This window comes from Streptomyces sp. Ncost-T10-10d (assembly GCF_900091955.1).
Taxonomy (GTDB): Bacteria; Actinomycetota; Actinomycetes; order Streptomycetales; family Streptomycetaceae; genus Streptomyces.
This window is the reverse complement of the sequence record NZ_FMDF01000043.1, coordinates 1-22,728: the sequence shown is the minus strand read 5'-3', so window position 1 is coordinate 22,728 and position 22,728 is coordinate 1. Positions and strand designations below refer to the sequence as shown.

The window sequence follows — 22,728 nt, the reverse complement described above, 5'->3', positions numbered from 1 at the left end:
GGAGGGCCATGGTGGGCTTCCGGCCGCCCCGGCGGCGCTCAGCTCGGCGCGGCCTGCTCCGTCGGTTCCGTCGGCATGTGGTCCAGACGGCGCAGGATGACACCCTCGCGCAGCGCCCAGGGGCAGATCTCCAGCTCTTCGACCCCGAACAGATCCATGGCTCCCTCCGCCACCAGCGCCCCGGCCAGCAGCTGCGCGGCCCGGCCCTCGGAGACCCCGGGCAGGGTGCCGCGCTGCTCGACCGTCATCGCGGCCAGCTTCGGCACCCACTCCTCCAGCGCCTTGCGGGTGAGGGAGCGCTGCACGTACAGGCCGTCGTTGGAGCGTGCCGCGCCCGCGATCCTGGCGAGCTGCTTGAAGGTCTTGGAGGTTCCGACGACATGATCCGGGCGGCCGATGCGGGTGAATTCCCCGACGCTCCGGGCGATCCTGGCCCGCACATGGCGGCGCAGCGCCTTCACCTCCGCCGGGTCCGGCGGATCGCTCGGCAGCCACCCGGCGGTGAGCCGACCGGCCCCGAGCGGCAGCGACACCGCGGCGTCCGGCTCCTCGTCCATGCCGTACGCGATCTCCAGCGAGCCGCCCCCGATGTCCAGGACCAGCAGCCGCCCCGCCGACCAGCCGAACCAGCGGCGCGCGGCGAGGAAGGTGAGCCGGGCCTCCTCCGCACCGCTGAGGACGGCGAGGTCGATGCCCGTCTCGTCCCGCACCCGGGCCATCACCTGGTCCGCGTTGCTCGCCTCCCGTACCGCGGATGTGGCGAACGGCAGAACGTCCTCGCACCCCTTGTCCTCGGCGGCCTGGAGCGCATCGGTGATCGTCGCCACGAGCCGGTCCACACCGTCGGGCCCGATCGCCCCGTCCCCGTCGAGAAGTTGGGCCAGGCGCAGCTCCGCCTTGTGCGAGTGCGCGGGCAGCGGGCGGGCGCCGGGGTGCGCGTCCACCACCAGCAGATGCACCGTGTTCGAACCCACGTCGAGGACTCCGAGTCTCATACCACGAACGCTACCGGGACCGCGGACTTACTCTTGGCGCGTGCCAAAGACGAAAAAGGCGAAGCCGGGCAAAATCACGAAGAAACAGAGAACGAAGCAGGAGATGCAGCAGCAGGAAGTGAACGGGCCCAACCGGTCCGACGACGAGACGGGGATCGACTTCGCACGCGCCTGGGTCGAATTCCCGGACCCCGCGGACGACGAACAGATCTTCCGCTGTGACCTGACCTGGCTGACGTCCAGGTGGACCTGCATCTTCGGCAGCGGCTGCCAGGGCATCCAGGCGGGCCGCGCGGACGACGGATGCTGCACGCTCGGCGCGCACTTCTCGGACGAGGACGACGAGAAGCGGGTGGCGAGCCATGTCGAACGGCTGACCCCTGATCTGTGGCAGTTCCACGATGTCGGTACGGAGACGGGCTGGGTCGAGGTCGACGACGACGGGGAACGCCAGACGCGGCGCTGGAAGGGTTCGTGCATCTTCCAGAACCGTCCCGGGTTCGCGGCCGGCGCGGGCTGCTCGCTGCACATCCTGGCGCTGCGGGAGGGCAAGGAGCCCCTGGAGACCAAGCCGGACGTCTGCTGGCAGCTGCCGATCAGGCGTACGTACGACTGGATCGACCGGCCCGACGACACGCGTGTGCTCCAGGTCTCGATCGGCGAGTACGACCGCAGGGGCTGGGGTCCGGGCGGCCACGATCTGCACTGGTGGTGCACATCGGCGACCTCGGCGCACGGGGCCGGCGAGCCGGTGTACGTGTCGTACCGGCCGGAGCTCACCGAGCTGATGGGCAAGGAGGCGTACGACCGGCTGGTCGAGCTGTGCGAGGAGCGCCTGTCCTCGCTGCTGCCGATGGCGCCGCACCCGGCGGATCCGGTCGATCCGGCGTGACGGCGTGACGGCGTGACGGCGTGACGGCGTGACGGCGTGACGGCGTAGCAACTGGGGCGTGACGGCTGAGGTGCCTTCCTGGGCTCGGCCGATCACGTCGCGCGGGCTGTCACAGCCCCGGTCGGGCTGTTTCAGCGCGTCGGTGCGGATGTGCCCGTACCCGGGTCGGTCGGGGGCGTGGAGCCGGACGGGTCCGGGGACGGCGTCGGATCGGTCGGGGACGGGTCCGACGGTGACGGCGTGGGGTCCGTCGGGTGGGGCGGCTGTGTGGGATCCGGCGAGGACGGGGGCGGATCCGACGGTACGGACGGACCCGAGGGGGTGGAGGGGTCGGCCGTGCCCGGGTGGCCGGGGCCGCCGGGTGAGGGTGCCGTCGCCCCGGGTCCCCGGATCACCACAACCGAACCGGAAGGGGCGAGGGCGATGCGTGCGCTCCAGGGACTGGCGGGTTGCCGCAGGTGATCCACGAGGACGCGGATGGTGATGCTCGCGCCCGCGGCGAGCGTGCCCGAGGAGCTGCTGAGGCGCAGCCAGGACGCATCCGCGCGGGCCGACCAGGCGACGGGTGCGCCGCCTGAGGCGGTCAGGCGGATGAGTGTCGTGCCGCCGGACGAGCGGGCCGCGACGGTGAGCCCGGCGGTGCCGCCCCGCGCCGGCCCCGTGCTGATCACCTCGGCCGAGACGTCCGGGGCACGGCCGTCCTGAAAGCGGGCGCCGGGTTGGGGGCGGGCATTGCCCGCGTTCTCGTAGTGGCCGTCCGGGGTGCCGCCGAGGTCGTGGCGGACGTCCGTCTCGGTCGCGGTGACCGAGGAGCCGTCGTGACCCTCGCCGGTCTGCGGCGCGCCGCGATAGGCCGTCCACAGCGCGATCACCGGGGCGGCGACGACCGTCGCCACCACCGTCGTCGTCACGACCCTGGCCCGCAGCCGGCCCCGGCGGGCGGCGTGGTCCTTCGGGTCCATGGGGAAGCCCGCCCGGTCGAAACGCGGGCCGGCGGATCGGTTCCGCTGGGCGTGGACCATCGCGACGTATGCGGAGGGCCGTGGCGCCTCGACGACCGGTAGCGCGGCGGCCGGAGTGACGGCCGCGCCCGGCCAGGGGCCCTCGGCGCCGGCCCGCTCGGCGGCCCGGCGGCAGCGGGGGCAGTCGTCGACATGGCGGACGAGTTCGCGACGCAGGGTCGCGGAGAGCAGGACGCAGTGGTCGCCGGTGAGCCGGGCGACGGTGGGGCAGTTACCGCTCTCGACGACGGCGAGGGCCGCTCGGGTGCGTTCCACCTCGCAGGCCGCGGCGGCCAGGAGCTCGCGGGCGGCCGCCGGTTCGAGGCCGAGGACGGAGGCGACGGCGCGCGGGGCGAGGTGGTGGCGCACGGCCAGTTCGAGCGCTTCGCGCTGTTCAGGGGTGGTGCCGGCGGCCTCCGGCCAGGCCAGCTGAGCGAGTTCACGGCGGTGCGCCTCGGCGGCGGCTTCGGATTCGGTGACGTTGCCCGCCGGGGTGCCGCCCGGTGTGAACGGAGCAGCCTCAGTGGCCTTCGCGACGACGGCCGGGGACGTACGGCGGCCCGCGCGCGCCCCCTGGGTGGCCGCCCCGCCCGGCTGCTTGCCCGGAGGCCCTCCCCCTGCCCGCTTCGCCTCCCGCCTCGTCTCCTGCTTGGCCGACCGTCTTACCGGCGGCTTCCCGGCATTGTGGCGGTGCGCCTGACGGCCCTGTTTCTGCTCGGCGAGCTTACGCAGACACGTCCATCTGGCCAGTGCGTACAGCCAGGATTTACGTTCCTCCTCACCCGCTGGGCACCGGCCGTCCTGCCGTTCCGCGATCGCGAGCACACCGCCGAGCGCCTCGGTGGCGGCGTCGTGGTCGCAGAGCACGGAGAGGCAGTAGGTGAACAGGCCATCGAGATGCGGCTCGTAACGTGCAGGCGGCTGCTGCGGCGAAGGCTGCGCCGAGGAGTGGGGCGCACGGCGCCGCGCCCGGTGTGCGCCGGTGGTGTGCGTAGGGGGCTCCAGCCTGCTGCTCGTCACCTGGCGACCGTAGGCAGCGCAGAGCATGCCTCTGGCGCCCCTTCGACACATTTAATCCTTACGGGTGAACGTATCGCTCGAAGGGGGACAGGGATCCCTGCTCCAGGGGACGGAATCCCTAATTCCGCCGGAGCGCCGGGCCGATCCGGGGGCCAATGGCCGGCGCGCGCCCGCGCCGGGCGGCGTCGGCGGACCGCGCCCGGCGGCATTGTCGGACCCCACCTATACGGTTGCGCCATGGCTGCCCGTACGAAATCCGCGAAGGACCGGCCGTCCTACCGCTGCACCGAATGCGGCTGGACGACCGCCAAGTGGCTCGGCCGCTGCCCCGAATGCCAGGCATGGGGGACGGTCGAGGAGTTCGGCAGCGCCCCCGCCGTGCGGACCACCGCGGCCGGCCGGGTCAGCACCGCCGCACTCCCCATCGGCCAGGTCGACAGCCGGCAGGCCACCGCCCGGTCGACCGGCGTCGGCGAGCTGGACCGGGTGCTCGGCGGCGGTCTCGTGCCGGGTGCCGTCGTGCTGCTCGCGGGCGAGCCGGGCGTCGGGAAGTCGACGCTGCTGCTGGACGTGGCCGCGAAGGCGGCGAGCGACGACCACCGCACGCTCTATGTCACCGCCGAGGAGTCCGCGAGCCAGGTCCGCCTGCGCGCCGACCGGATCCGGGCGATCAACGACCATCTGTATCTAGCCGCCGAGACCGATCTGTCCGCGGTCCTCGGCCATCTGGACGCCGTCAAGCCGTCGCTTCTCATCCTCGACTCCGTACAGACGGTCGCCTCGCCCGAGATCGACGGGGCGCCCGGCGGCATGGCACAGGTCCGGGAAGTCGCCGGTGCCCTCATCCGGGCCTCCAAGGAACGCGGTATGTCCACGCTGCTGGTCGGCCATGTCACCAAGGACGGGGCGATCGCCGGGCCGCGACTGCTGGAGCACCTCGTCGATGTGGTGCTGTCCTTCGAGGGCGACCGCCATGCCCGCCTGCGGCTCGTGCGGGGCGTCAAGAACAGGTACGGCGCGACCGACGAGGTCGGCTGCTTCGAGCTGCACGACGAGGGCATCACCGGCCTCGCCGACCCGTCCGGGCTGTTCCTCACCCGCCGCGACGAACCCGTGCCCGGCACCTGCCTGACCGTCACCCTGGAGGGCAAGCGGCCGCTCGTCGCCGAGGTGCAGGCGCTGACGGTCGATTCCCAGATCCCTTCACCCCGGCGCACCACCTCGGGTCTGGAGACGTCCAGGGTGTCGATGATGCTGGCCGTTCTGGAGCAGCGCGGCCGGATCAGCTCGCTCGGCAAGCGGGACATCTACAGCGCGACGGTCGGCGGTGTGAAGCTCTCCGAACCCGCTGCGGACCTCGCGGTCGCGCTGGCGCTGGCCAGTGCCGCGAGTGACACACCACTGCCCAAGAACCTGGTGGCGATCGGCGAAGTGGGCCTCGCGGGCGAGGTCAGAAGGGTTACGGGAGTCCAGCGCAGGCTGGCGGAGGCGTACCGTCTGGGCTTCACGCACGCGCTGGTTCCGACCGACCCGGGGAAGGTCCCGGCCGGTATGAAAGTCACAGAAGTCGCCAACATGGGTGATGCACTGAGAGTGCTCCCGCGCCGGTCTCGCGCACAGGCCCCACAGGAGGAGAACGCACGCCGGTAGACTTTGCCCTGGTCTCGACCGTCCGTACGAACGGTACGAGGGACGTAAGGGCACCGCAAACCTGTGACCGGAGGAGTGCAGTGGCAGCCAGCGACCGGGCAGCATCGCCCGGAAAGTCCGGCCAAGGCACCGGTAACGAGGCGCTGATGCGCGCCTCATTGAGCGCCGTCGCGCCCGGAATGGCGCTGCGGGACGGCCTGGAGCGCATCCTCCGTGGCAACACCGGCGGGCTGATCGTCCTGGGCATGGACAGAACCGTCGAGTCGATGTGCACCGGCGGATTCGTGCTGGACGTGGAGTTCACCGCGACGCGTCTGCGCGAGCTGGCCAAGCTCGACGGGGCGCTGATCCTCGACAAGGACATGACCAAGATCCTGCGGGCCGGTGTGCAGCTGGTCCCGGACGCCTCCATCCCCACCGAGGAGACCGGTACTCGCCACCGCACGGCGGACCGGGTCTCCAAGCAGTGCAACTTCCCCGTCGTATCCGTCTCGCAGTCGATGCGTCTGATCGCGCTGTACGTGGACGGTGAGCGCCGGGTCCTGGAGGAGTCCGCCGCGATCCTCTCCCGCGCCAATCAGGCACTCGCCACCCTGGAGCGGTACAAGCTCCGGCTCGACGAGGTCGCGGGTACCCTCTCGGCGCTGGAGATCGAGGACCTGGTGACGGTCCGGGATGTGACGGCCGTCGCACAGCGGCTGGAGATGGTCCGCCGGATCGCGACCGAGATCGCGGAGTACGTGGTGGAGCTGGGCACCGACGGCCGGCTCCTCTCGCTCCAGCTGGACGAGTTGATCGCCGGTGTCGAGCCGGAGCGTGAGCTGGTCGTGCGCGACTATGTGCCGGAGCCGACCGCGAAGCGGTCCCGTACGGTCGCCGAAGCACTGACCGAGCTCGACGCGCTCTCCCACACCGAACTGCTCGAACTCGCCGTCGTGGCACGGGCGCTGGGGTACAGCGGATCACCGGAGACGCTGGATTCGGCGGTCTCGCCGCGCGGCTTCCGGCTGCTGGCGAAGGTGCCGCGGCTGCCCGGGGCGATCATCGACCGGCTGGTGGAGCACTTCGGCGGTCTGCAGAAGCTCCTTGCCGCCAGTGTGGACGACCTCCAGACGGTGGACGGGGTCGGCGAGGCGCGGGCGAGGAGTGTGCGCGAGGGGCTGTCGCGACTGGCCGAGTCGTCGATTCTCGAGCGATACGTGTAGCGGTACGCGCAGTGGAAACAGGCGGTGTCGGGGCCCGGGAGACCGGGCCCCGAGGCATTTTCCCGGGCCCGGTCCCGCGGGTTCCCAGCCCTCTTCCCAGCCCTTTTCTCAGTCCTTCGCGAGTACGAACGAGGCGCGCTGCACCGGCTCGCCCGGCGCCTTCGCCTCGACCAGATACGTACCGGGCCCCGCGGTTGCCGCGGGCGGCGTCGCGCACTGCGGGACGCTCTTCTTGCGGTCCCACTCCACGGTGTGGACGACGGTCGAGCCCGCCGGGACCTTCAGCAGCAGGCTGCCCGCGTTGCGCGGGCAGTCCTTGGAGGACCACACCTGACTGTCGTCGCCACCGGCCTCGGTGATGGTGAGCACCGCGCTCTTCGGCCCGAAGTCGGCCTTGCAGGTGGTGGCCGAGGTGTTCTTGGCGATCAACCGGAACTTCGGCTTCTCGCCGGGGCTGTAGTTGAGTTCGGTACTCAGGCTCAACTGCAGTGCGCCGGCGGCGCAGTCGGGGAGCGGGGAGCCTGCCGGGACCTGCTCTCCGGTCGTCGCGCCGCTTCCGCTCGCGCCGTCGGCTCCGGTGTCCGTGCCGCTGCCGGCGTCCGTGCCGCCGTCACCGCTGCCGCCGTCGCTCGCGCCGCCGTCGGAGCCCGCGCCCGTACCGCTGTCGTCTCCGCCGCCGCTGCCCGAGTCGTCCGACTCGTCTCGCCCACCCGGCTGTTGACTGATGGCCGGACCCGACGGGGAGGGGCCGGGAGTGATCGAGCGTGCGGGACCCGATCCGCCGTGCCGGGAGTCGTCCGTGTTCCCCTTGCCGCCACCGGAGGTGACGGCCCACACGATCAGCAACGCGAGCAGCGCAACCAGCGTCGCCGCTACGGCCCTCCGTCGCCAGTAGATGGTGGAGGGAAGCGGCCCGATCGGATTACGCAAAGATCCCACGGCGCAAACTGTACGAGAGATCGGCGCCAACTCCCGCCCCACCCGCCGCCCGGCCCTGAAGTTTTGCGGATCATCATCTCGGGACGGCCTGCTCCAGCCCCCTGCTTCCGCCGAGTTGGGCCCCGGGATCTCCCAAGGTGACCATTGGGTTTTGTTGACTACCCTCTGTCACATGGATAGTTCACTCACTGCCCCGCTCTACCGGGACATCACCGACTTCGCGCATGACATGCCGTCATGGGTGCAACACCTGGCCGAGATATGGACGGAGCTCGGGCTCCTGGTCTTCGGCGCCCTGTTCATCACCGGGTGGTGGCGTGCCCGACGGGCGGACGACGGCGCCCTGGCGCTGGCGGTGCTCGCACCCATTGCGACGGCCTTCGCCTATGTGGGCAGTGAGGTGCTCAAGTCGGTGGTGAACGAGGAACGCCCCTGCCGGGCGGTCGTCGGGGCGGCGGCCTCGCTGGTGCCGTGTCCGCCGACGGGCGACTGGTCTTTCCCCAGCAACCACTCCGCGATCGCCGGCGCGGCAGCCGTCGCCCTGGCGATCGCCCGGCCCCGGCTGGCCTGGCTCACCGTGCCGCTGGCGCTGCTGATGGCCTTCTCGCGGGTCTTCGTCGGGGTGCACTATCCGCATGACGTGGCGGTCGGTCTGCTGCTGGGTGCGGTGGTGGCCGCCGTGGCGGTCGCCATGCTGTACCGGCCGGCACGGTCGCTCGCCCGGACGGTGCGGGGCAGCAGGGCGCCCCTGGCCGTCTGGGCATCGGGCCCGGGGGCGGCGGTCGGCCGGTCCAGGCGGCGGGGCAAACGGCACTGACGGCCCGGGGGGAGTCTCCTTGGGCCGGTTGCCGGATATCGCGGGGACAGACGGGTGGCAACATCACCCCAAGGGCCCTGAGGAGGAGCGACACCACCGTGCGCGGAGCCGTCCTCCGCCCTTCCGTGTCAGGATCGGCAATGCGATGACTGCCATGACTGCGACACAGACGCCCCCCGCCTCCCTCCACGACCCCGTCATCGGGTGGTTCGAACAGCACGCCCGCGATCTGCCCTGGCGCCGCCCCGAAGCGGGCGCCTGGGGTGTGATGGTGAGCGAGTTCATGCTGCAGCAGACCCCCGTCAGCCGGGTCCTCCCGGTGTACGAACAGTGGCTGGCCCGCTGGCCGCGCCCGGCCGATCTGGCCGCCGAGCCGCCCGGTGAGGCGGTCCGTGCCTGGGGCCGGCTCGGCTACCCCCGCCGGGCGCTCCGCCTGCACGGGGCGGCGCAGGCAATAACGGAACGGCACGGCGGCGACGTACCGAGCGAGCACGGTCAGCTGCTCGCCCTGCCCGGGATCGGTGAGTACACCGCGGCGGCCGTGGCCTCGTTCGCGTACGGACAGCGGCATGCCGTACTGGACACGAACGTCCGCCGGGTGTTCGCCCGGGCCGCGACCGGCATCCAGTACCCGCCGAACGCGACCACCGCCGCCGAACGCAAGCTCGCCCGGGCCCTGCTTCCCGAGGACGACGAACGGGCCGCCCGCTGGGCCGCCGCGACGATGGAGCTCGGCGCCCTCGTCTGCACGGCCAAGAACGAGGACTGCACACGGTGTCCGATCGCCGGGCAGTGCGCCTGGCGGCTGGCCGGGAAGCCGGCCCACCAGGGGCCCCCGCGGCGCGGTCAGACCTACGCCGGCACGGACCGTCAGGTGCGCGGGCGGCTGCTCGCCGTGCTGCGCGAGGCCGTGGCACCGGTGCCGCAGTCGGCACTGGACGCGGTGTGGGACGAGCCGGTGCAGCGGGCCCGCGCGCTGGACGGCCTGGTCGCGGACGGCCTGGTCGAGCCGCTGGCCGGCGGCCAGTACCGGCTGCCGCTGAGCTGAAGGTCCCTGCTGCCCTCTTCCCCGCTGTTACACAACCGATGGACAGCCGTGCGTCAGCGTATGGCTGCTCCGCACAGCCCCGTGACAACAGCTCCGTAGCGTCAGCGACGTCAGCCCGACCGATCGATGGCTGACGGCGGTTCTACGGGGATCTACGGGGACGGAGGCGGTTGGAATGGCGCAGGGCGAGGTGCTCGAATTCGAGGAGTACGTACGCACTCGGCAGGAGGCACTGCTGCGCAGTGCACGCCGACTGGTTCCCGACCCCGTGGATGCGCAGGACCTGCTGCAGACCGCCCTGGTCCGTACGTACGGCCGCTGGGACGGCATCGCCGACAAGTCCCTCGCCGACGCCTATCTTCGCCGCGTCATGATCAACACCCGTACCGAGTGGTGGCGGGCCCGCAAGCTGGACGAGGTTCCCACCGAGCAGCTGCCCGACGCGAGCGTCGATGACGGCACCGAGCAGCGCGCCGACCGCGCCCTGCTGATGGATGTGCTGGGCGTACTGGCTCCCAAGCAGCGCAGCGTCGTCGTGCTGCGACACTGGGAGCAGATGAGTACGGAGGAGACGGCTGCGGCGCTCGGCATGTCGGCCGGTACGGTGAAGAGCACGCTGCACCGTGCGCTGGCGCGACTGCGCCAGGAGCTGGAGAGCCGTGAGGCAGCGAGCAGGGAGGCCCGGCTCCGGGAGGAGCGGGGTCTGACGGCGGCCGACCGTGCTCCGGCCGTCGGCGCTCCGGTGCGTGCGCGGGCAACGGCGCAGGTACGGGCGCAGGCGGGCAGGCGTATGGACGAACGGGGGCGGGAGCGGTGCGCGGCCTGACAGCCAGCGATGACAGCGACAACGGCGACAGCGACCGTGGCGGCGCAAGAGACAGCGGTGGCCGCGGGGCCACCGACGGTCGTGGCCGGGTCCTGACCGGCTGGGCGGCGAGCACCACGACCCTGGTCGGGCTCGCCGCTTTCGGGCTGCTCGCCGTCGGCTGCTCCACCGGCGGTACCGGCACCCGTGACGAGGGTCCGGCAGGCACCCAGGCGGTCGCCCAGGTCACGCCGAGCGCCGATCCGACCTCCACGGCGAAACCCACGCCCCGGATCGATCCCGTGGCGCTGCTCAAGCGGGACCCCAAGGTCAGCGAGCGGGTCAGGACGGATCTGAAGCCCTGCAGCGGCTCCGAGTACCCGGTGGACACCTCGTACGGCACCGTGACCGGCGGCCCCTCGGCCGACGTGGTGGTGAACGTGATGACCTGCGGCGATTCGGTGGGCGTCGGAACCTATGTGTACCGCCAGGGGGGCCACGGCACGTACGAGAACGTGTTCGCCATGGAGCAGCCCGCCGTGTACGGCACCATCGACCGCGGTGATCTGGTGGTGACGGCCCAGGTGTACGAGAAGAAGGACTCGGTCGCGTACCCCTCCGGCGAGGAAGTGATCACCTACCGCTGGGCGGACAACCGGTTCAGCGAGCACGACCGGGTGCACAACGACTTCAACCGAGCCGTCGGCAGTGGGGAAGCCGGGCTTCCGGAATCCGCCGAACCGGCGGGGAACTGAGAGCAGTCCGATGGCCGAGACCCACGTCCTGTTCGTCGAGGACGACGACGTCATCCGCGAGGCCACCCAGCTGGCGCTGGAGCGCGACGGCTTCGCGGTCACCGCGATGCCCGACGGACTGTCGGGGCTCGCTGCGTTCCGGGCCGACCGTCCCGACATCGCCCTGCTCGATGTGATGGTGCCGGGGCTCGACGGGGTCAGCCTCTGCCGTCGTATCCGCGACGAGTCGACGGTCCCGGTGATCATGCTGTCGGCCCGGGCCGACTCGATCGATGTGGTGCTCGGCCTGGAAGCCGGCGCCGACGACTACGTCACCAAGCCCTTCGACGGGGCGGTCCTGGTCGCCCGGATCCGTGCCGTGCTGCGCCGCTTCGGTCATGCGTCGGGCGGGCAGCCGGGCAACGGGGAGCCGGAGCCGCAGCCCGTCGGCGGAATGCTGGTCTTCGGCGATCTGGAGATCGACACCGAGGGCATGGAGGTCCACCGGGGCGGCCGGCAGGTGGCGCTGACCCCGACCGAGATGCGGCTGCTGCTGGAGTTCTCCGCCGCGCCCGGCACGGTGCTCTCCCGCGACAAGCTCCTGGAGCGGGTCTGGGACTACGGGTGGGGCGGTGACACCCGGGTCGTGGATGTCCATGTGCAGCGGCTGCGCACAAAGATCGGCCAGGACCGGATCGAGACGGTCCGCGGCTTCGGCTACAAACTCCGGCCATGAAGCGGTTCGCCCTGCGGACGGGTGTCCGCTGGAAGATCAGCATCGCGATCGCGGCGGTCGGCGCGCTGACCGCGGTCGCGCTCAGCTTCGTCGTCCACAACGCCGCCCGGGTCTCGATGCTGGAGAACGCGCGCGAGGTCCAGCTGGAGCGGCTGACGTACGCGCAGCTGCTGTACGAGGCGAAGAAGACACAGAAGGCCGACCCCCGGTTCGGAGCCAAGCTCAACGACCCGACGATGCCGCGCAGCCTGCGCGCGGAGACCAACAGGAACCGGCGCGCCACGCATGTCGAGGAGACCAGGAACGGGGTGCCCGATGTGTGGGCGGCCGTGCCGGTCGGCAACGGCGATGTGCTCTCGCTGCACACCCGTTTCGCCGACCGCAGCGCCACGATCATGGGGGATCTCGACCGGGCGCTGATCATCGGCTCGGTCTCGGTGGTGTTCGGCGGCTGCGCGCTGGGCGTGCTGATCGGCGGGCAGCTGTCGCGCCGGCTGCGCAAGGCGGCGGCCGCGGCGGGCAGGGTCGCGCAGGGCAATACGGATGTACGTGTCAGGGAGGCCGTCGGCGGTGTCGTCCAGGACGAGACCGATGAGCTGGCCCGCGCGGTGGACGCGCTGACGGACGCGTTGAACGAACGCATCGAGGCGGAGCGCCGGGTCACCGCGGACATCGCGCACGAGCTGCGTACCCCGGTGACCGGTCTGCTGACGGCGGCCGAGCTGCTGCCGCCGGGCCGCCCCACCGAGCTCGTACGGGACCGGGCGCAGGCGATGCGCACCCTGGTCGAGGACGTGCTGGAGGTGGCCCGGCTGGACAGTGCGTCGGAGCGGGCCGAGCTGCAGGAGATCGCGCTGGGTGAGTTCGTCAGCCGACGGGTCGCGCTGCTGGACCCGGATGTGCGGGTCCAGGTCGTCCACGAGTCCTGGGTCAGCACCGATCCGCGCAGGCTGGAGCGGATCCTCGGCAATCTGCTGGGGAACGCCGCCAAGCACGGTGCCACTCCGGTGGAGGTCACGGTCGAGGGCCGGGTGGTGCGGATCCGCGATCACGGTTCCGGGTTTCCGGCGGCGCTGCTGCGTGAGGGCCCGAGCCGGTTCCGTACCGGAAGCAGCGATCGGGCCGGACACGGACACGGTCTGGGGCTGACGATCGCGGCCGGTCAGGCGCGGGTCCTCGGAGCCCGGCTGACCTTCCGCAACGCGGCGCCGGAAGGGGCGGCGAAAGGCGCGGGCGGGGCGATCGCCGTGCTGTGGCTGCCCGAGCACGCACCGACGAACACCGGCAGCTTCCCGATCCTGCGGCTGTCCGAACAGCGCACGCCGGGCAGCGGCGACGGGCAGGGCGCGGGGTCCGGTCGCAGGCAGTCCGGCGGCTGAACCGCATACGGAAGGAGGCTCCCGGGGCGCGCCCCGGGAGCCTCCTCGTGCACGGCTCGTGCAGCGAGCGCGAGGGATCAGACGGCCTCGGGCTGCTTGGGGCCGGCCACCGCGGCCGGCTCCTGCGCCCCGTCCGACGACACGGTTTCCGGGCCCGCTCCCCGCAGCGGGACCTCCTTGACGAACACCGACGCGAGCAGGGCGATCACTCCGACCGAGGCGCCCACCAGGAACGCGATGTGGGTACCCGACGACACCGCGAACTGGTACGCCTCACGCATCGCATCCGGCAGCTTCGCCAGGCTCGCCGCGTCCAGCTGCGCGGACTTCGCCGTGGCGCCCCCGCCGCCGCGGGCCACCATCTCGTCCTGCACCCGCCCGGTGAACAGCGCACCCATGATCGCGACACCGAAGGAGCTGCCGAGCGTACGGAAGAGGGTGGTCGCGGAGGAGGCGACTCCCATGTCCTTCATCTCGACACTGTTCTGCGCGACGAGCATGGTGATCTGCATCAGGAAGCCCATGCCCGCACCGAGCACCGCCATGTAGAGGCCCGAGGTGAACCGCGTGGTGCCGGTGTCCATCTGCGACAGCAGGAACAGACCGGTCACCATCAGGACCGAGCCCACCACGGGGAAGATCTTGTACCTGCCGGTGCTGGTGGTGACCCGTCCCGCGATCAGCGAGACGACCATCATCGACAGGAGCATCGGCAGGAGCAGCAGACCCGAGTTGGTCGCCGACGCGCCCTGGACGGACTGCTGGAACAGCGGCAGGAAGAGCACCGCACCGAACATCACGAAGCCCGACATGAAGCCGACGACGGACATCAGGGTGAAGTTGCGGTTCCGGAAGATGTGGAGCGGAATGATCGGTTCTGCAGCCTTCGTCTCGACGAAGAGGAAGCCGACGAGCGAGGCGACACCGATCGCTATGAGCTCCATGATCACAGCGGAGTTCCAGTCGTACTCCGAACCACCCCAGGTGGTGACCAGCACGATCGCGGTGATGCCGAGGGTCAGCAGACCCGCGCCGAGGTAGTCGACCTTCGCCTCGGTGCGCTCCCGCTTGGGCAGGTGGAGCACGGCGGTGACCATGGCGAGGGCGACCGCGCCCAGCGGCAGGTTGATGTAGAAGCTCCAGCGCCAGCCGAGGTGGTCGGTTATGGTGCCGCCGACCAGCGGTCCGCCGATCATGGCGATCGCCATCACACCGGCCATCATCCCCTGGTACTTGCCTCGCTCGCGGGGCGGCACCAGGTCACCGATGATCGCCATGACGCCGACCATCAGGCCACCCGCGCCGAGTCCCTGGACGGCCCGGAAGCCGATCAGCTGACCCATGTCCTGGGCCATTCCGCTCAGCACCGAGCCGATCAGGAAGAGCACGATGGACGTGAGGAAGATGCCCTTGCGCCCGTACATGTCGCCGAGCTTGCCCCAGATGGGGGTGGAGGCCGCGGTGGCCAGGGTGTATGCGGTGACGACCCAGGAGAGATGCTCCAGGCCGCCGAGGTCACCGACGATGGTCGGCATGGCAGTGCCGACGATCAGGTTGTCCAGCATGGCGAGCAGCATCGTGATCATCAGGGCCAGCATCACCACCTGGACGCTGCGCTGCCGCTTCTCGGGTTTCCCGGCAGGCCGGTCGTCCGCCTTTCCGTCCGCCGCCTTCTTCAGGTCCGACATGGTCCCCACTCCCCTGATCCCCTGCGCGTGCCGGGCACTTACTTGCCGACCGGCTAGTTGACTACACTGGGGAAAGTAGCCCCGTAACTAGCCGGGCGTCAAGTAAGTATCGAGGAGAGCGCCATGGGCAGCACACCGCAGCCGCGCCGGGGCAACACGCGCCAGCGCATTCAGGACGTCGCCCTGGAACTCTTCGCCGAACAGGGCTACGAGAAGACCTCGCTGCGTGAGATCTCCGAGCGGCTGGATGTCACCAAGGCCGCGCTGTACTACCACTTCAAGACCAAGGAAGACATCCTGGTCAGCATCTTCGACGACCTGAACCGGCCGGTCGAGGAGCTGATCGAGTGGGGCAGGGGCCAGCCCCACAGCCTGGAGACGAAGAAGGAGATCCTGCGCCGCTACAGCGAGGCGCTGACCGCCGCCGCCCCGCTCTTCCGGTTCATGCAGGAGAACCAGGCGACCGTACGGGACCTCAGCATCGGGAAGACCATCAAGGACCGTGTCGTCGGCCTGGTCGATCTGATCAAGGACCCCGATGCTCCGCTGACCGATCAGGTGCGCTGTTTCACCGCGCTCTTCACGATGCACGCGGGCATGTTCGCCCTCAAGGACTTCGAAGGCGACCCCGAGGAGAAGCGCAAGGCCGTCCTCGAAGTCGCCTTCGATCTGGTCACCCGGGCGCACAGCCCGGGGTCCGCCGAGTAGGCCTGTCCGGCCACGATCCGCCGGACGGGCACCGAGGGGTGCGTCCCGGTCGGGTCAGACCATGACGCCTTCCTTGTGCAGGAACGAGACCGGGTTGATCGCGGAACCGTAGTTCGGCGTGGTCCGGATCTCGAAGTGCACGTGCGGGCCACTGGAGTTTCCGGTGTTGCCGGAGAGGGCGATCTTCTCGCCCGTCTTCACGGTCTGGCCGATGTGCACATCGATCCGCGACAGGTGGGCGTACTGCGAGTACACGCCATTGCCGTGGCTGATCACGACGGCATTGCCGTACGCGGGGCCGTCACCGCCGCCGTTCGGACCGGCCTTCACGACGGTGCCACTGTGCGCGGCCTTCACCTCGGTGCCGATCGGCACGGCGAAGTCCTGACCGGAGTGCTTGTGGGCCCAGCGGGCGCCGTCATTGCCGAAGCTCGCGCTCAGCACGTAGTGGCGGACCGGGGTCTCCCAGGCGGCAGCCTTCTTCACGGCCGCCTTCTTGACCGCCGCACGTTCGGCCTTGGCCGCCTTGGCCGCCTTGCCCTGCGCCGCCGCCTGCTTGGCGACCGACTCGGCCGCGCCGGTATTTATCAGGCTCGCAGCGTTGGGGGCACCCGTCGTGCCGGCCGCGAACGCAGCACCCACGCCGAGAACCATCGACGTCCCCAGGCCGGCTGCCACCACGGCGCCACGGACACGGGACAGGGACGGGCGACGGGAGTGCTGGAACGAAACGCGCTTCGACATAAGCGGAGTACCTCCGGAGATGACTGGACCCGACGCTTCCGCCGGGCTGGCCATCCCTTGGTAACCCGCATCCCCACCAATGCTCAAATACCCCATCTACGAACAAAAGCCGTAGCGAGAGCTTCGGGAATCCATCGGCGCGGGCTTGGCGCGACCCATGCCCGGACTCATCGAAACTCCTGTTTCGGACAGGTTTAACCCCAGCTCCAAACCGCTCCAATCGGACTAAACATAGTGATCCGGGCTTATCTCCTTCCGCCCTCGAACCCCCCTCTCCCCGCAGGGGCAAAGGCCCCCGCCGCGATCACGGCACCTGCCCCTACCACCCCTAGTAGGCCTGGAACGGGCTGTGCGCCTTGTCACGGCCGGCGGGACCTGAGGCCATCCGATTCGGGGCCTTCGACCTGCAACCTGACTGCCGACTGACACGGCGACCAGCTCAGCTCCTGGGGGACAGACCATGGCCAGTGACACCACAGGCGCAGCGGGGCGGCGCAGCCCGGTCGCCCCCGTGCGGCTCGGCGTCCGCCACAGCACACAGGCGCTCCCCGACTGCGAGATCACCGGCTTCCCCCGACATCCAGCCGGTACGGCGTCGAGCAGCGTCCGGCGGTCCGGTCTTCGCCGGGAACGTCCTGCTCGGCATCGCGCGGCAGATCCCCCGGCAACGCGACGGCCGGCGCGTGGAGTGCGTGCTGCCCGCCACTGACGGCGGGCACGGCAGCACCGCGGCACGGCAAAAGGGGCTGCCCCGGACCGTTCTCACGGTTCCGGGGCAGCCCCTTCAGGTGCTCAGGTGCTCAGGTGCTCAGGCGCTCTCAGGCGCTCAGGAGCGTCCTTACACGTCCTTCGACATGTTCGGGCCCGCGCCGCCTGCCGCCTGCTCGATCGGGGGGACGTCGGGCAGAGCCGACTTCTCCTCGCCGCGGAAGGTGAACTTCTTCTCCTCACCCTCGCCCTCGGTGCCGACGACCACGATGTGACCGGGGCGCAGCTCACCGAAGAGGATCTTCTCGGAGAGGATGTCCTCGATCTCGCGCTGGATCGTCCGGCGCAACGGCCGGGCGCCCATCACGGGGTCGTAGCCCTTCTTCGCCAGGAGCGACTTGGCTTCCGAGCTCAGCTCGATGCCCATGTCGCGGTCCTTCAGGCGCTCGTCCACCTTGGCCAGCATGAGGTCGACGATCTGGATGATGTCTTCCTCGGTGAGCTGGTGGAAGACGACCGTGTCGTCGACACGGTTGAGGAACTCGGGGCGGAAGTGCTGCTTGAGCTCTTCGTTGACCTTGTTCTTCATCCGCTCGTAGCCGGTCTTGACGTCGCCCTGGGCTGCGAAGCCCAGGTTGAAGCCCTTGGAGATGTCCCGGGTCCCGAGGTTGGTCGTCATGATGATGACCGTGTTCTTGAAGTCCACGACCCGGCCCTGGGAGTCGGTCAGGCGACCGTCTTCCAGAATCTGGAGCAGGGAATTGAAGATATCGGGGTGGGCCTTCTCGACCTCGTCGAAGAGGACGACGGAGAACGGCTTGCGGCGCACCTTCTCGGTGAGCTGGCCGCCCTCTTCGTAACCCACGTAGCCGGGGGGAGAACCGAAGAGACGGGAAACCGTGTGCTTCTCGCTGAACTCCGACATGTCGAGGGCGATCAGCGCGTCCTCGTCACCGAAGAGGAATTCGGCGAGCGTCTTGGAGAGCTCCGTCTTACCGACACCGGACGGGCCGGCGAAGATGAACGAGCCACCGGGGCGCTTCGGGTCCTTCAGGCCGGCTCGCGTACGACGGATCGCCTGCGAGAGGGCCTTGATGGCGTCCTTCTGGCCGATGACGCGCTTGTGGAGCTCGTCCTCCATGCGCAGCAGACGGGAGGATTCCTCCTCCGTCAGCTTGAAGACCGGAATGCCGGTCGCGGTGGCCAGGACTTCGGCGATCAGCTCACCGTCGACCTCGGCCACGACGTCCATGTCGCCGGCCTTCCACTCCTTCTCGCGCTTGGTCTTCGCGGCGAGAAGCTGCTTCTCCTTGTCGCGCAGGGACGCGGCCTTCTCGAAGTCCTGCGAGTCGATCGCGGACTCCTTGTCGCGGCGGACGCCCGCGATCTTCTCGTCGAACTCGCGGAGGTCCGGCGGCGCGGTCATCCGGCGGATACGCATCCTGGAACCGGCCTCGTCGATCAGGTCGATCGCCTTGTCCGGCAGGAAGCGGTCCGAGATGTACCGGTCAGCCAGCGTCGCGGCCTGGACCAGCGCCTCGTCCGTGATGGAGACGCGGTGGTGGGCCTCGTAGCGGTCGCGCAGACCCTTGAGGATCTCGATGGTGTGCGGCAGCGACGGCTCCGCGACCTGGATGGGCTGGAAGCGGCGCTCGAGAGCGGCGTCCTTCTCCAGGTGCTTGCGGTACTCGTCGAGCGTCGTGGCACCGATGGTCTGCAGCTCGCCGCGGGCCAGCATGGGCTTGAGGATGCTGGCGGCGTCGATCGCGCCCTCGGCGGCGCCCGCACCCACCAGGGTGTGGAGCTCGTCGATGAACAGGATGATGTCGCCGCGGGTGCGGATCTCCTTGAGGACCTTCTTCAGGCGCTCCTCGAAGTCACCGCGGTAGCGGGAGCCGGCGACCAGCGCACCGAGGTCGAGGGTGTAGAGGTGCTTGTCCTTGAGGGTCTCGGGCACCTCGCCCTTGACGATGGCCTGCGCCAGTCCTTCGACGACCGCCGTCTTGCCGACGCCGGGCTCGCCGATGAGAACCGGGTTGTTCTTGGTACGGCGGGACAGCACCTGCATGACCCGCTCGATCTCCTTCTCGCGCCCGATGACCGGGTCGAGCTTGGATTCGCGAGCGGCCTGGGTGAGATTCCGGCCGAACTGGTCGAGCACCAGGGATGTGGAGGGCGTGCCTTCCGCGGGGCCGCCCGCGGTTGCCGCCTCCTTGCCGCCCGAGTAGCCGGAGAGCAGCTGGATGACCTGCTGCCGCACCCGGTTCAGGTCGGCGCCCAGCTTCACGAGGACCTGGGCTGCGACACCCTCGCCCTCGCGGATCAGGCCGAGCAGGATGTGCTCGGTGCCGATGTAGTTGTGGCCGAGCTGGAGGGCCTCGCGGAGCGACAGCTCCAGAACCTTCTTGGCCCGGGGCGTGAAGGGGATGTGCCCGGACGGGGCCTGCTGGCCCTGGCCGATGATCTCCTCCACCTGCTGGCGGACCGCCTCGAGCGAAATCCCGAGGCTCTCCAGGGCCTTAGCGGCGACACCCTCACCCTCGTGGATCAGGCCCAGGAGGATGTGCTCGGTGCCGATGTAGTTGTGGTTGAGCATCCGGGCTTCTTCCTGAGCCAGGACGACAACCCGCCGCGCGCGGTCGGTGAACCTCTCGAACATCGTTAATCGCTCCTCAGAGCGGTCAGGCAGTAAGGGGTCGGTCCCCTCCCTGTCCTTCCGCAGCTTAGTCCCGCAAGCGGGGACCGCTCATTCCAACTGCCGACACCGTCCTTGGCCTCCTGCCCCGAACGCCGACATCTGCTCCAACCCGATGGTGCGAGACGATGTTCCCGCAGGCCAGGCAGATACCCCTTTCGCCAGTACGCCGATGGCGAACGTGCGATGCCCGAGCCTGCGTGTCGCCCCTCCCCACTAGGGATGTCTTACCCGCAATTACAGACAGTCCATGCGGCGCACGCCGGTTCCCTCCGCTACGGGCGAACATCTTCGCGCTCTCGAATGCGTCCCTACGCCCCCATCTCGGACACACTGAGCACTCGATCGCAGACTCTGCGTAACCCGTGAGGCACTCGGCCGTTCTCCTGACATGGCCATCACCGTCCCGTCCACCTCGCAGTCGCTCGCCGACGAGCAGGAGGACCACGCCGAGTGCGCGCGGTGGGCGCAGTGGTACGAGCACCGGCTCGGCTGGGCAACGGAGGGCACCACACCGGTGCGGTTGCTGACCGGACTGCGGTTCGACGTCCTGGAGGTCCCTGCGGCCGCCGGCCGTGCGGCACTGCGGCGGGTGGGCCGCACCGGACCTGTGGCACTGAGGGGCGCCCGGATGAGCCTGCTGGTGACAGCGGGAAGCGCCGACGAACTGCCCGGGCTGCTCGACTGGCTGGAGTGGGGCGGGGTCACCCTCTCGCTGACCGCCATCGGTACGGGCGGTCGGATCACTGCGCCGACGCCGCCCGGTCGGGTGGCGGGCCGGTCGGGGGCCGCCGTATGGCTGCGGCCCCCCGGGCTGCGGCACGAGGGAGAGCCGGAGCTCCCGGCCCTGGTCGGCCTCGGGAGCAGGGGTGGGGATGCTCCCGATCTCGTACGGCTCGTGGACGCGGTGGCGACGGAATGCCACCGAGTCCGGTTGATGCGCGCCCGAACTGGGCGGTCGACCGATGAGTCGACAGCTCAGCCGTTGGCCTTCTCGTAAGCCTCACGGATCTCCGCGGGAACACGGCCGCGGTCATTCACATTGTGGCCGTTCTCGCGCGCCCACTTACGGATCTCCGCGGTGTCCTTGTTGCCACCCGTAACGGCACGGCCCTTGCCACGGCCGGCCGCTGCACGGCCACCCGTACGCCGGCCACCCTTGGTGTACGGCTCAAGAAGACCACGGAGCTTGTCCGCGTTGCTCGTGGTGAGGTCAATCTCGTACGTCTTGCCATCCAGAGCGAACGTGACCGTCTCGTCCGCCTCGCCACCGTCGAGGTCATCGACAAGAAGGACCTGAACCTTCTGTGCCACCGGATTTCCTTTCATCGAAAATGCAGTACGCGGAAAGGAAACCGCTTTTCCCCGAAAAACACAAACCCCCGGCAGAGGTTCAGGATCCCGAGAAGACGGGAAACATGCGCGATTCGGACATAGGGCTACGGCTTCTTGTGCCGGTCACAGGTGCAGAAGCATCCGGCTGTTGCCCAAGGTGTTCGGCTTCACTCGTTCGAGACCCAGGAACTCTGCTACACCCTCGTCATAGGAACGCAGTAGCTCGCTGTAGACATCTCCGTCGACCGGCGTCTCTCCGATCTCCACGAAGCCGTGCTTCGCGAAGAACTCGACTTCGAAGGTGAGACAGAAAACCCTCCGCACACCGAGCCAACGGGCGGTCTGCAACAACTTGTCCAGTACTTGGTGTCCGACTCCGGCACCCCTGATGCTGTGGTCGACCGCGAGAGTGCGCACTTCGGCGAGGTCTTCCCACATCACATGCAGTGCACCGCAGCCGATGACCCGGGCGTCCTCGTCGCGTTCTGCGATCCAGAACTCCTGGATGTCCTCGTAAAGCGTCACCGTTGCTTTGTCGAGCAAGATGCCTTCACGTACGTACCCGTCGAGGAGACGGCGGACCGATGCCACATCGCTGGTCCTGGCACGGCGGACTGTGACAGCCACGTTTATAACCGACGGTTCGGTACGGAAATCGGTATGCGGAAGCTCTGAGGACATACCCAGACGCTATCGCCCGGCCTCCGGGTCCGCGTCATCGGCCGGATCTTCGGTTGCTTCTCCGGTCGGTTCATCAGTCGGTTCATCGGCCCGTTCACGGGTCGCTTCATCCGCCGCTTCATCGGACGGCAGCTCGGAGGCCCCGTGCAGGTTGGGCAGAACGATCCGCATGGCGTCCTTGAGGGCCTCGCGCTGCTCGGCGGACATCATGCCGAAGAACGCGACAAGAGCGGCGGCAGGGTTGTCGCTGCGCGACCAGGCTTCGTTCATCAGTGCGGCCGAGTAGGCGGCGCGGGTGGAGACCGCCGTATATCGATATGCGCGGCCGTCGACTTCCCTGCGCACCCAGCCCTTCTGATGGAGATTGTCCATTACCGTCATGACGGTGGTGTAGGCGATGGAGCGTTCCTGCTGAAGGTCCTCAAGGACTTCCCGCACGGTGACCGGGCGGTTCCATTGCCAGACCCGCGTCATCACGGCGTCTTCCAGATCTCCCAATTGACGGGGCACAATGTCACTTTAGTGCCAGATGCCAGGAATGCTCGGCTATTTACGCAGCAAAAGGGCACACGACTCCTGACAAGTCGTGCGCCCTTCGCGTGCTGCGAGGTCCGGGGAGGTCAGACGCCGTCGGTGCCCGGCGCCTGCCGGACCGACTCGGCGCGGCCGATCGCCATGTCCACGGCCGCGTCCTCCTTGGCCTTGTTGGGACCGCCCTGGCTCTTGACGATCGTCACGACGAGGCCGATGAAGAAGGCGGCCATCACCACGGGGGGCACGAGCGCGGATACGTAGTCCATGGCATCCAGAGTAGCGAGGCCGGTACCCGCTTCCGCGCGCCCCCTCCGCGTTGCGTCGGGGTTATCCCGCGGCCCACTGCTGCGGTGGCGGGACCGGGCGGCGGGGCGGGAAGACCTCCGAGGGCTTCGGCGCCGGGCGCTCGGACGG

At 69.6% G+C, this 22,728-nt stretch carries 21 protein-coding genes; 11 read left to right on the top strand and 10 right to left on the bottom strand.

Going from position 1 to position 22,728, the window contains the following annotated elements; translation table 11 throughout:
- Positions 1–38: 38 nt before the first annotated feature.
- The gene (locus GA0115254_RS04940) at positions 39–995 is read right to left on the bottom strand and encodes a Ppx/GppA family phosphatase (protein WP_093894047.1); all 957 of its coding nucleotides are present in this window, start codon (positions 993–995) and stop codon (positions 39–41) included.
- 40 nt (positions 996–1,035) lie between these two features.
- Between GA0115254_RS04940 and GA0115254_RS04935 the strand changes: the two genes are divergently transcribed.
- Entirely contained in the window at positions 1,036–1,887 is an 852-nt protein-coding gene (locus tag GA0115254_RS04935; RefSeq protein WP_093894046.1) for a DUF3109 family protein, read from the top strand.
- A 131-nt stretch (positions 1,888–2,018) separates the two neighbouring features.
- Here GA0115254_RS04935 and GA0115254_RS04930 read toward each other — a convergent pair whose 3' ends face one another.
- Entirely contained in the window at positions 2,019–3,959 is a 1,941-nt protein-coding gene (locus GA0115254_RS04930; protein ID WP_256102399.1) for a BACON domain-containing protein, read from the bottom strand.
- A gap of 186 nt (positions 3,960–4,145) precedes the next feature.
- Between GA0115254_RS04930 and radA the strand changes: the two genes are divergently transcribed.
- Both radA and disA read left to right on the top strand, forming a co-directional pair.
- Complete coding sequence (radA, locus tag GA0115254_RS04925; RefSeq protein ID WP_093894045.1) at positions 4,146–5,558, top strand: DNA repair protein RadA; 1,413 nt, start codon at positions 4,146–4,148, stop codon at positions 5,556–5,558.
- An 80-nt stretch (positions 5,559–5,638) separates the two neighbouring features.
- Positions 5,639–6,763 carry a DNA integrity scanning diadenylate cyclase DisA gene (gene disA, locus GA0115254_RS04920; protein WP_093894044.1) on the top strand — a complete coding sequence of 375 codons (1,125 nt, stop codon included), beginning with the start codon at positions 5,639–5,641 and terminating at the stop codon, positions 6,761–6,763.
- A 108-nt stretch (positions 6,764–6,871) separates the two neighbouring features.
- Here the strand turns inward: disA and GA0115254_RS04915 are convergent, their stop codons facing one another.
- A complete protein-coding gene (locus GA0115254_RS04915) occupies positions 6,872–7,702 on the bottom strand; it encodes a hypothetical protein (protein WP_093894043.1) in 831 nt (276 codons plus the stop codon).
- A gap of 172 nt (positions 7,703–7,874) precedes the next feature.
- On the opposite strand from GA0115254_RS04915, the gene GA0115254_RS04910 reads away from it, so the two are divergent.
- From GA0115254_RS04910 to cseC, 6 genes are all read left to right on the top strand, one after another.
- Entirely contained in the window at positions 7,875–8,519 is a 645-nt protein-coding gene (locus tag GA0115254_RS04910; protein WP_093894042.1) for a phosphatase PAP2 family protein, read from the top strand.
- A gap of 145 nt (positions 8,520–8,664) precedes the next feature.
- Complete coding sequence (locus GA0115254_RS04905; RefSeq protein WP_093894041.1) at positions 8,665–9,567, top strand: HhH-GPD family protein; 903 nt, start codon at positions 8,665–8,667, stop codon at positions 9,565–9,567.
- Between the two features lie 175 nt (positions 9,568–9,742).
- A complete protein-coding gene (locus GA0115254_RS04900; RefSeq protein WP_093894040.1) occupies positions 9,743–10,393 on the top strand; it encodes a SigE family RNA polymerase sigma factor in 651 nt (216 codons plus the stop codon).
- Complete coding sequence (locus GA0115254_RS04895) at positions 10,381–11,127, top strand: hypothetical protein (RefSeq protein WP_370740827.1); 747 nt, start codon at positions 10,381–10,383, stop codon at positions 11,125–11,127. The genes GA0115254_RS04900 and GA0115254_RS04895 overlap by 13 nt, the downstream gene beginning before the upstream one ends.
- A 10-nt stretch (positions 11,128–11,137) precedes the next feature.
- A complete protein-coding gene (gene cseB / locus GA0115254_RS04890) occupies positions 11,138–11,842 on the top strand; it encodes a two-component system response regulator CseB (RefSeq protein WP_093894039.1) in 705 nt (234 codons plus the stop codon).
- Positions 11,839–13,221: a two-component system sensor histidine kinase CseC gene (gene cseC, locus GA0115254_RS04885; protein ID WP_093894038.1), complete on the top strand. Its 1,383-nt coding sequence runs from the start codon at positions 11,839–11,841 to the stop codon at positions 13,219–13,221. The genes cseB and cseC overlap by 4 nt, the downstream gene beginning before the upstream one ends.
- A 77-nt stretch (positions 13,222–13,298) precedes the next feature.
- Here the strand turns inward: cseC and GA0115254_RS04880 are convergent, their stop codons facing one another.
- Complete coding sequence (locus tag GA0115254_RS04880; protein ID WP_093894037.1) at positions 13,299–14,909, bottom strand: MDR family MFS transporter; 1,611 nt, start codon at positions 14,907–14,909, stop codon at positions 13,299–13,301.
- Between the two features lie 123 nt (positions 14,910–15,032).
- On the opposite strand from GA0115254_RS04880, the gene GA0115254_RS04875 reads away from it, so the two are divergent.
- Positions 15,033–15,617 carry a TetR/AcrR family transcriptional regulator gene (locus GA0115254_RS04875; RefSeq protein ID WP_093894036.1) on the top strand — a complete coding sequence of 195 codons (585 nt, stop codon included), beginning with the start codon at positions 15,033–15,035 and terminating at the stop codon, positions 15,615–15,617.
- Between the two features lie 54 nt (positions 15,618–15,671).
- Here GA0115254_RS04875 and GA0115254_RS04870 read toward each other — a convergent pair whose 3' ends face one another.
- Together GA0115254_RS04870 and GA0115254_RS04865 are read right to left on the bottom strand one after the other, a co-directional pair.
- On the bottom strand, positions 15,672–16,361 hold the full coding sequence (locus GA0115254_RS04870) for a M23 family metallopeptidase (protein ID WP_093894035.1): 690 nt from the start codon (positions 16,359–16,361) through the stop codon (positions 15,672–15,674).
- A gap of 838 nt (positions 16,362–17,199) precedes the next feature.
- The gene (locus GA0115254_RS04865; RefSeq protein WP_093894034.1) at positions 17,200–19,728 is read right to left on the bottom strand and encodes an ATP-dependent Clp protease ATP-binding subunit; all 2,529 of its coding nucleotides are present in this window, start codon (positions 19,726–19,728) and stop codon (positions 17,200–17,202) included.
- A 427-nt stretch (positions 19,729–20,155) separates the two neighbouring features.
- Between GA0115254_RS04865 and GA0115254_RS04855 the strand changes: the two genes are divergently transcribed.
- Positions 20,156–20,764, top strand: coding sequence for an SCO3374 family protein (locus tag GA0115254_RS04855; protein WP_093894033.1), 609 nt, complete (start codon positions 20,156–20,158; stop codon positions 20,762–20,764).
- Here GA0115254_RS04855 and GA0115254_RS04850 read toward each other — a convergent pair.
- From GA0115254_RS04850 to GA0115254_RS04835, 4 genes are all read right to left on the bottom strand, one after another.
- Positions 20,743–21,078, bottom strand: coding sequence for a histone-like nucleoid-structuring protein Lsr2 (locus GA0115254_RS04850; RefSeq protein ID WP_093894032.1), 336 nt, complete (start codon positions 21,076–21,078; stop codon positions 20,743–20,745). The two genes, GA0115254_RS04855 and GA0115254_RS04850, sit on opposite strands and share 22 nt — an antisense overlap.
- A gap of 144 nt (positions 21,079–21,222) precedes the next feature.
- Positions 21,223–21,780, bottom strand: a complete 558-nt coding sequence (locus tag GA0115254_RS04845; protein ID WP_093894031.1) for an amino-acid N-acetyltransferase — start codon at positions 21,778–21,780, stop codon at positions 21,223–21,225.
- Positions 21,781–21,789: 9 nt separating this feature from the next.
- On the bottom strand, positions 21,790–22,290 hold the full coding sequence (locus tag GA0115254_RS04840) for a BlaI/MecI/CopY family transcriptional regulator (protein ID WP_093894030.1): 501 nt from the start codon (positions 22,288–22,290) through the stop codon (positions 21,790–21,792).
- A 110-nt stretch (positions 22,291–22,400) separates the two neighbouring features.
- Positions 22,401–22,580, bottom strand: a complete 180-nt coding sequence (locus tag GA0115254_RS04835; RefSeq protein WP_093894029.1) for a hypothetical protein — start codon at positions 22,578–22,580, stop codon at positions 22,401–22,403.
- Between the last annotated feature and the right edge of the window lie 148 nt (positions 22,581–22,728).

What these genes read in the sequence shown, in the direction of transcription:
- cseC (WP_093894038.1), top strand. Translation starts at nt 11,839, where the DNA reads ATGAAGCGGTTCGCCCTGCGGACGGGTGTCCGCTGGAAGATCAGCATC.
- GA0115254_RS04905 (WP_093894041.1), top strand. Translation starts at nt 8,665, where the DNA reads ATGACTGCCATGACTGCGACACAGACGCCCCCCGCCTCCCTCCACGAC.
- radA (WP_093894045.1), top strand. Translation starts at nt 4,146, where the DNA reads ATGGCTGCCCGTACGAAATCCGCGAAGGACCGGCCGTCCTACCGCTGC.
- GA0115254_RS04870 (WP_093894035.1), bottom strand. Translation starts at nt 16,361, where the DNA reads ATGTCGAAGCGCGTTTCGTTCCAGCACTCCCGTCGCCCGTCCCTGTCC.
- GA0115254_RS04875 (WP_093894036.1), top strand. Translation starts at nt 15,033, where the DNA reads ATGGGCAGCACACCGCAGCCGCGCCGGGGCAACACGCGCCAGCGCATT.
- GA0115254_RS04835 (WP_093894029.1), bottom strand. Translation starts at nt 22,580, where the DNA reads ATGGACTACGTATCCGCGCTCGTGCCCCCCGTGGTGATGGCCGCCTTC.
- GA0115254_RS04865 (WP_093894034.1), bottom strand. Translation starts at nt 19,728, where the DNA reads ATGTTCGAGAGGTTCACCGACCGCGCGCGGCGGGTTGTCGTCCTGGCT.
- GA0115254_RS04845 (WP_093894031.1), bottom strand. Translation starts at nt 21,780, where the DNA reads ATGTCCTCAGAGCTTCCGCATACCGATTTCCGTACCGAACCGTCGGTT.
- GA0115254_RS04910 (WP_093894042.1), top strand. Translation starts at nt 7,875, where the DNA reads ATGGATAGTTCACTCACTGCCCCGCTCTACCGGGACATCACCGACTTC.
- GA0115254_RS04900 (WP_093894040.1), top strand. Translation starts at nt 9,743, where the DNA reads ATGGCGCAGGGCGAGGTGCTCGAATTCGAGGAGTACGTACGCACTCGG.
- cseB (WP_093894039.1), top strand. Translation starts at nt 11,138, where the DNA reads ATGGCCGAGACCCACGTCCTGTTCGTCGAGGACGACGACGTCATCCGC.
- GA0115254_RS04880 (WP_093894037.1), bottom strand. Translation starts at nt 14,909, where the DNA reads ATGTCGGACCTGAAGAAGGCGGCGGACGGAAAGGCGGACGACCGGCCT.
- GA0115254_RS04930 (WP_256102399.1), bottom strand. Translation starts at nt 3,959, where the DNA reads ATGTGTCGAAGGGGCGCCAGAGGCATGCTCTGCGCTGCCTACGGTCGC.
- GA0115254_RS04940 (WP_093894047.1), bottom strand. Translation starts at nt 995, where the DNA reads ATGAGACTCGGAGTCCTCGACGTGGGTTCGAACACGGTGCATCTGCTG.
- GA0115254_RS04855 (WP_093894033.1), top strand. Translation starts at nt 20,156, where the DNA reads ATGGCCATCACCGTCCCGTCCACCTCGCAGTCGCTCGCCGACGAGCAG.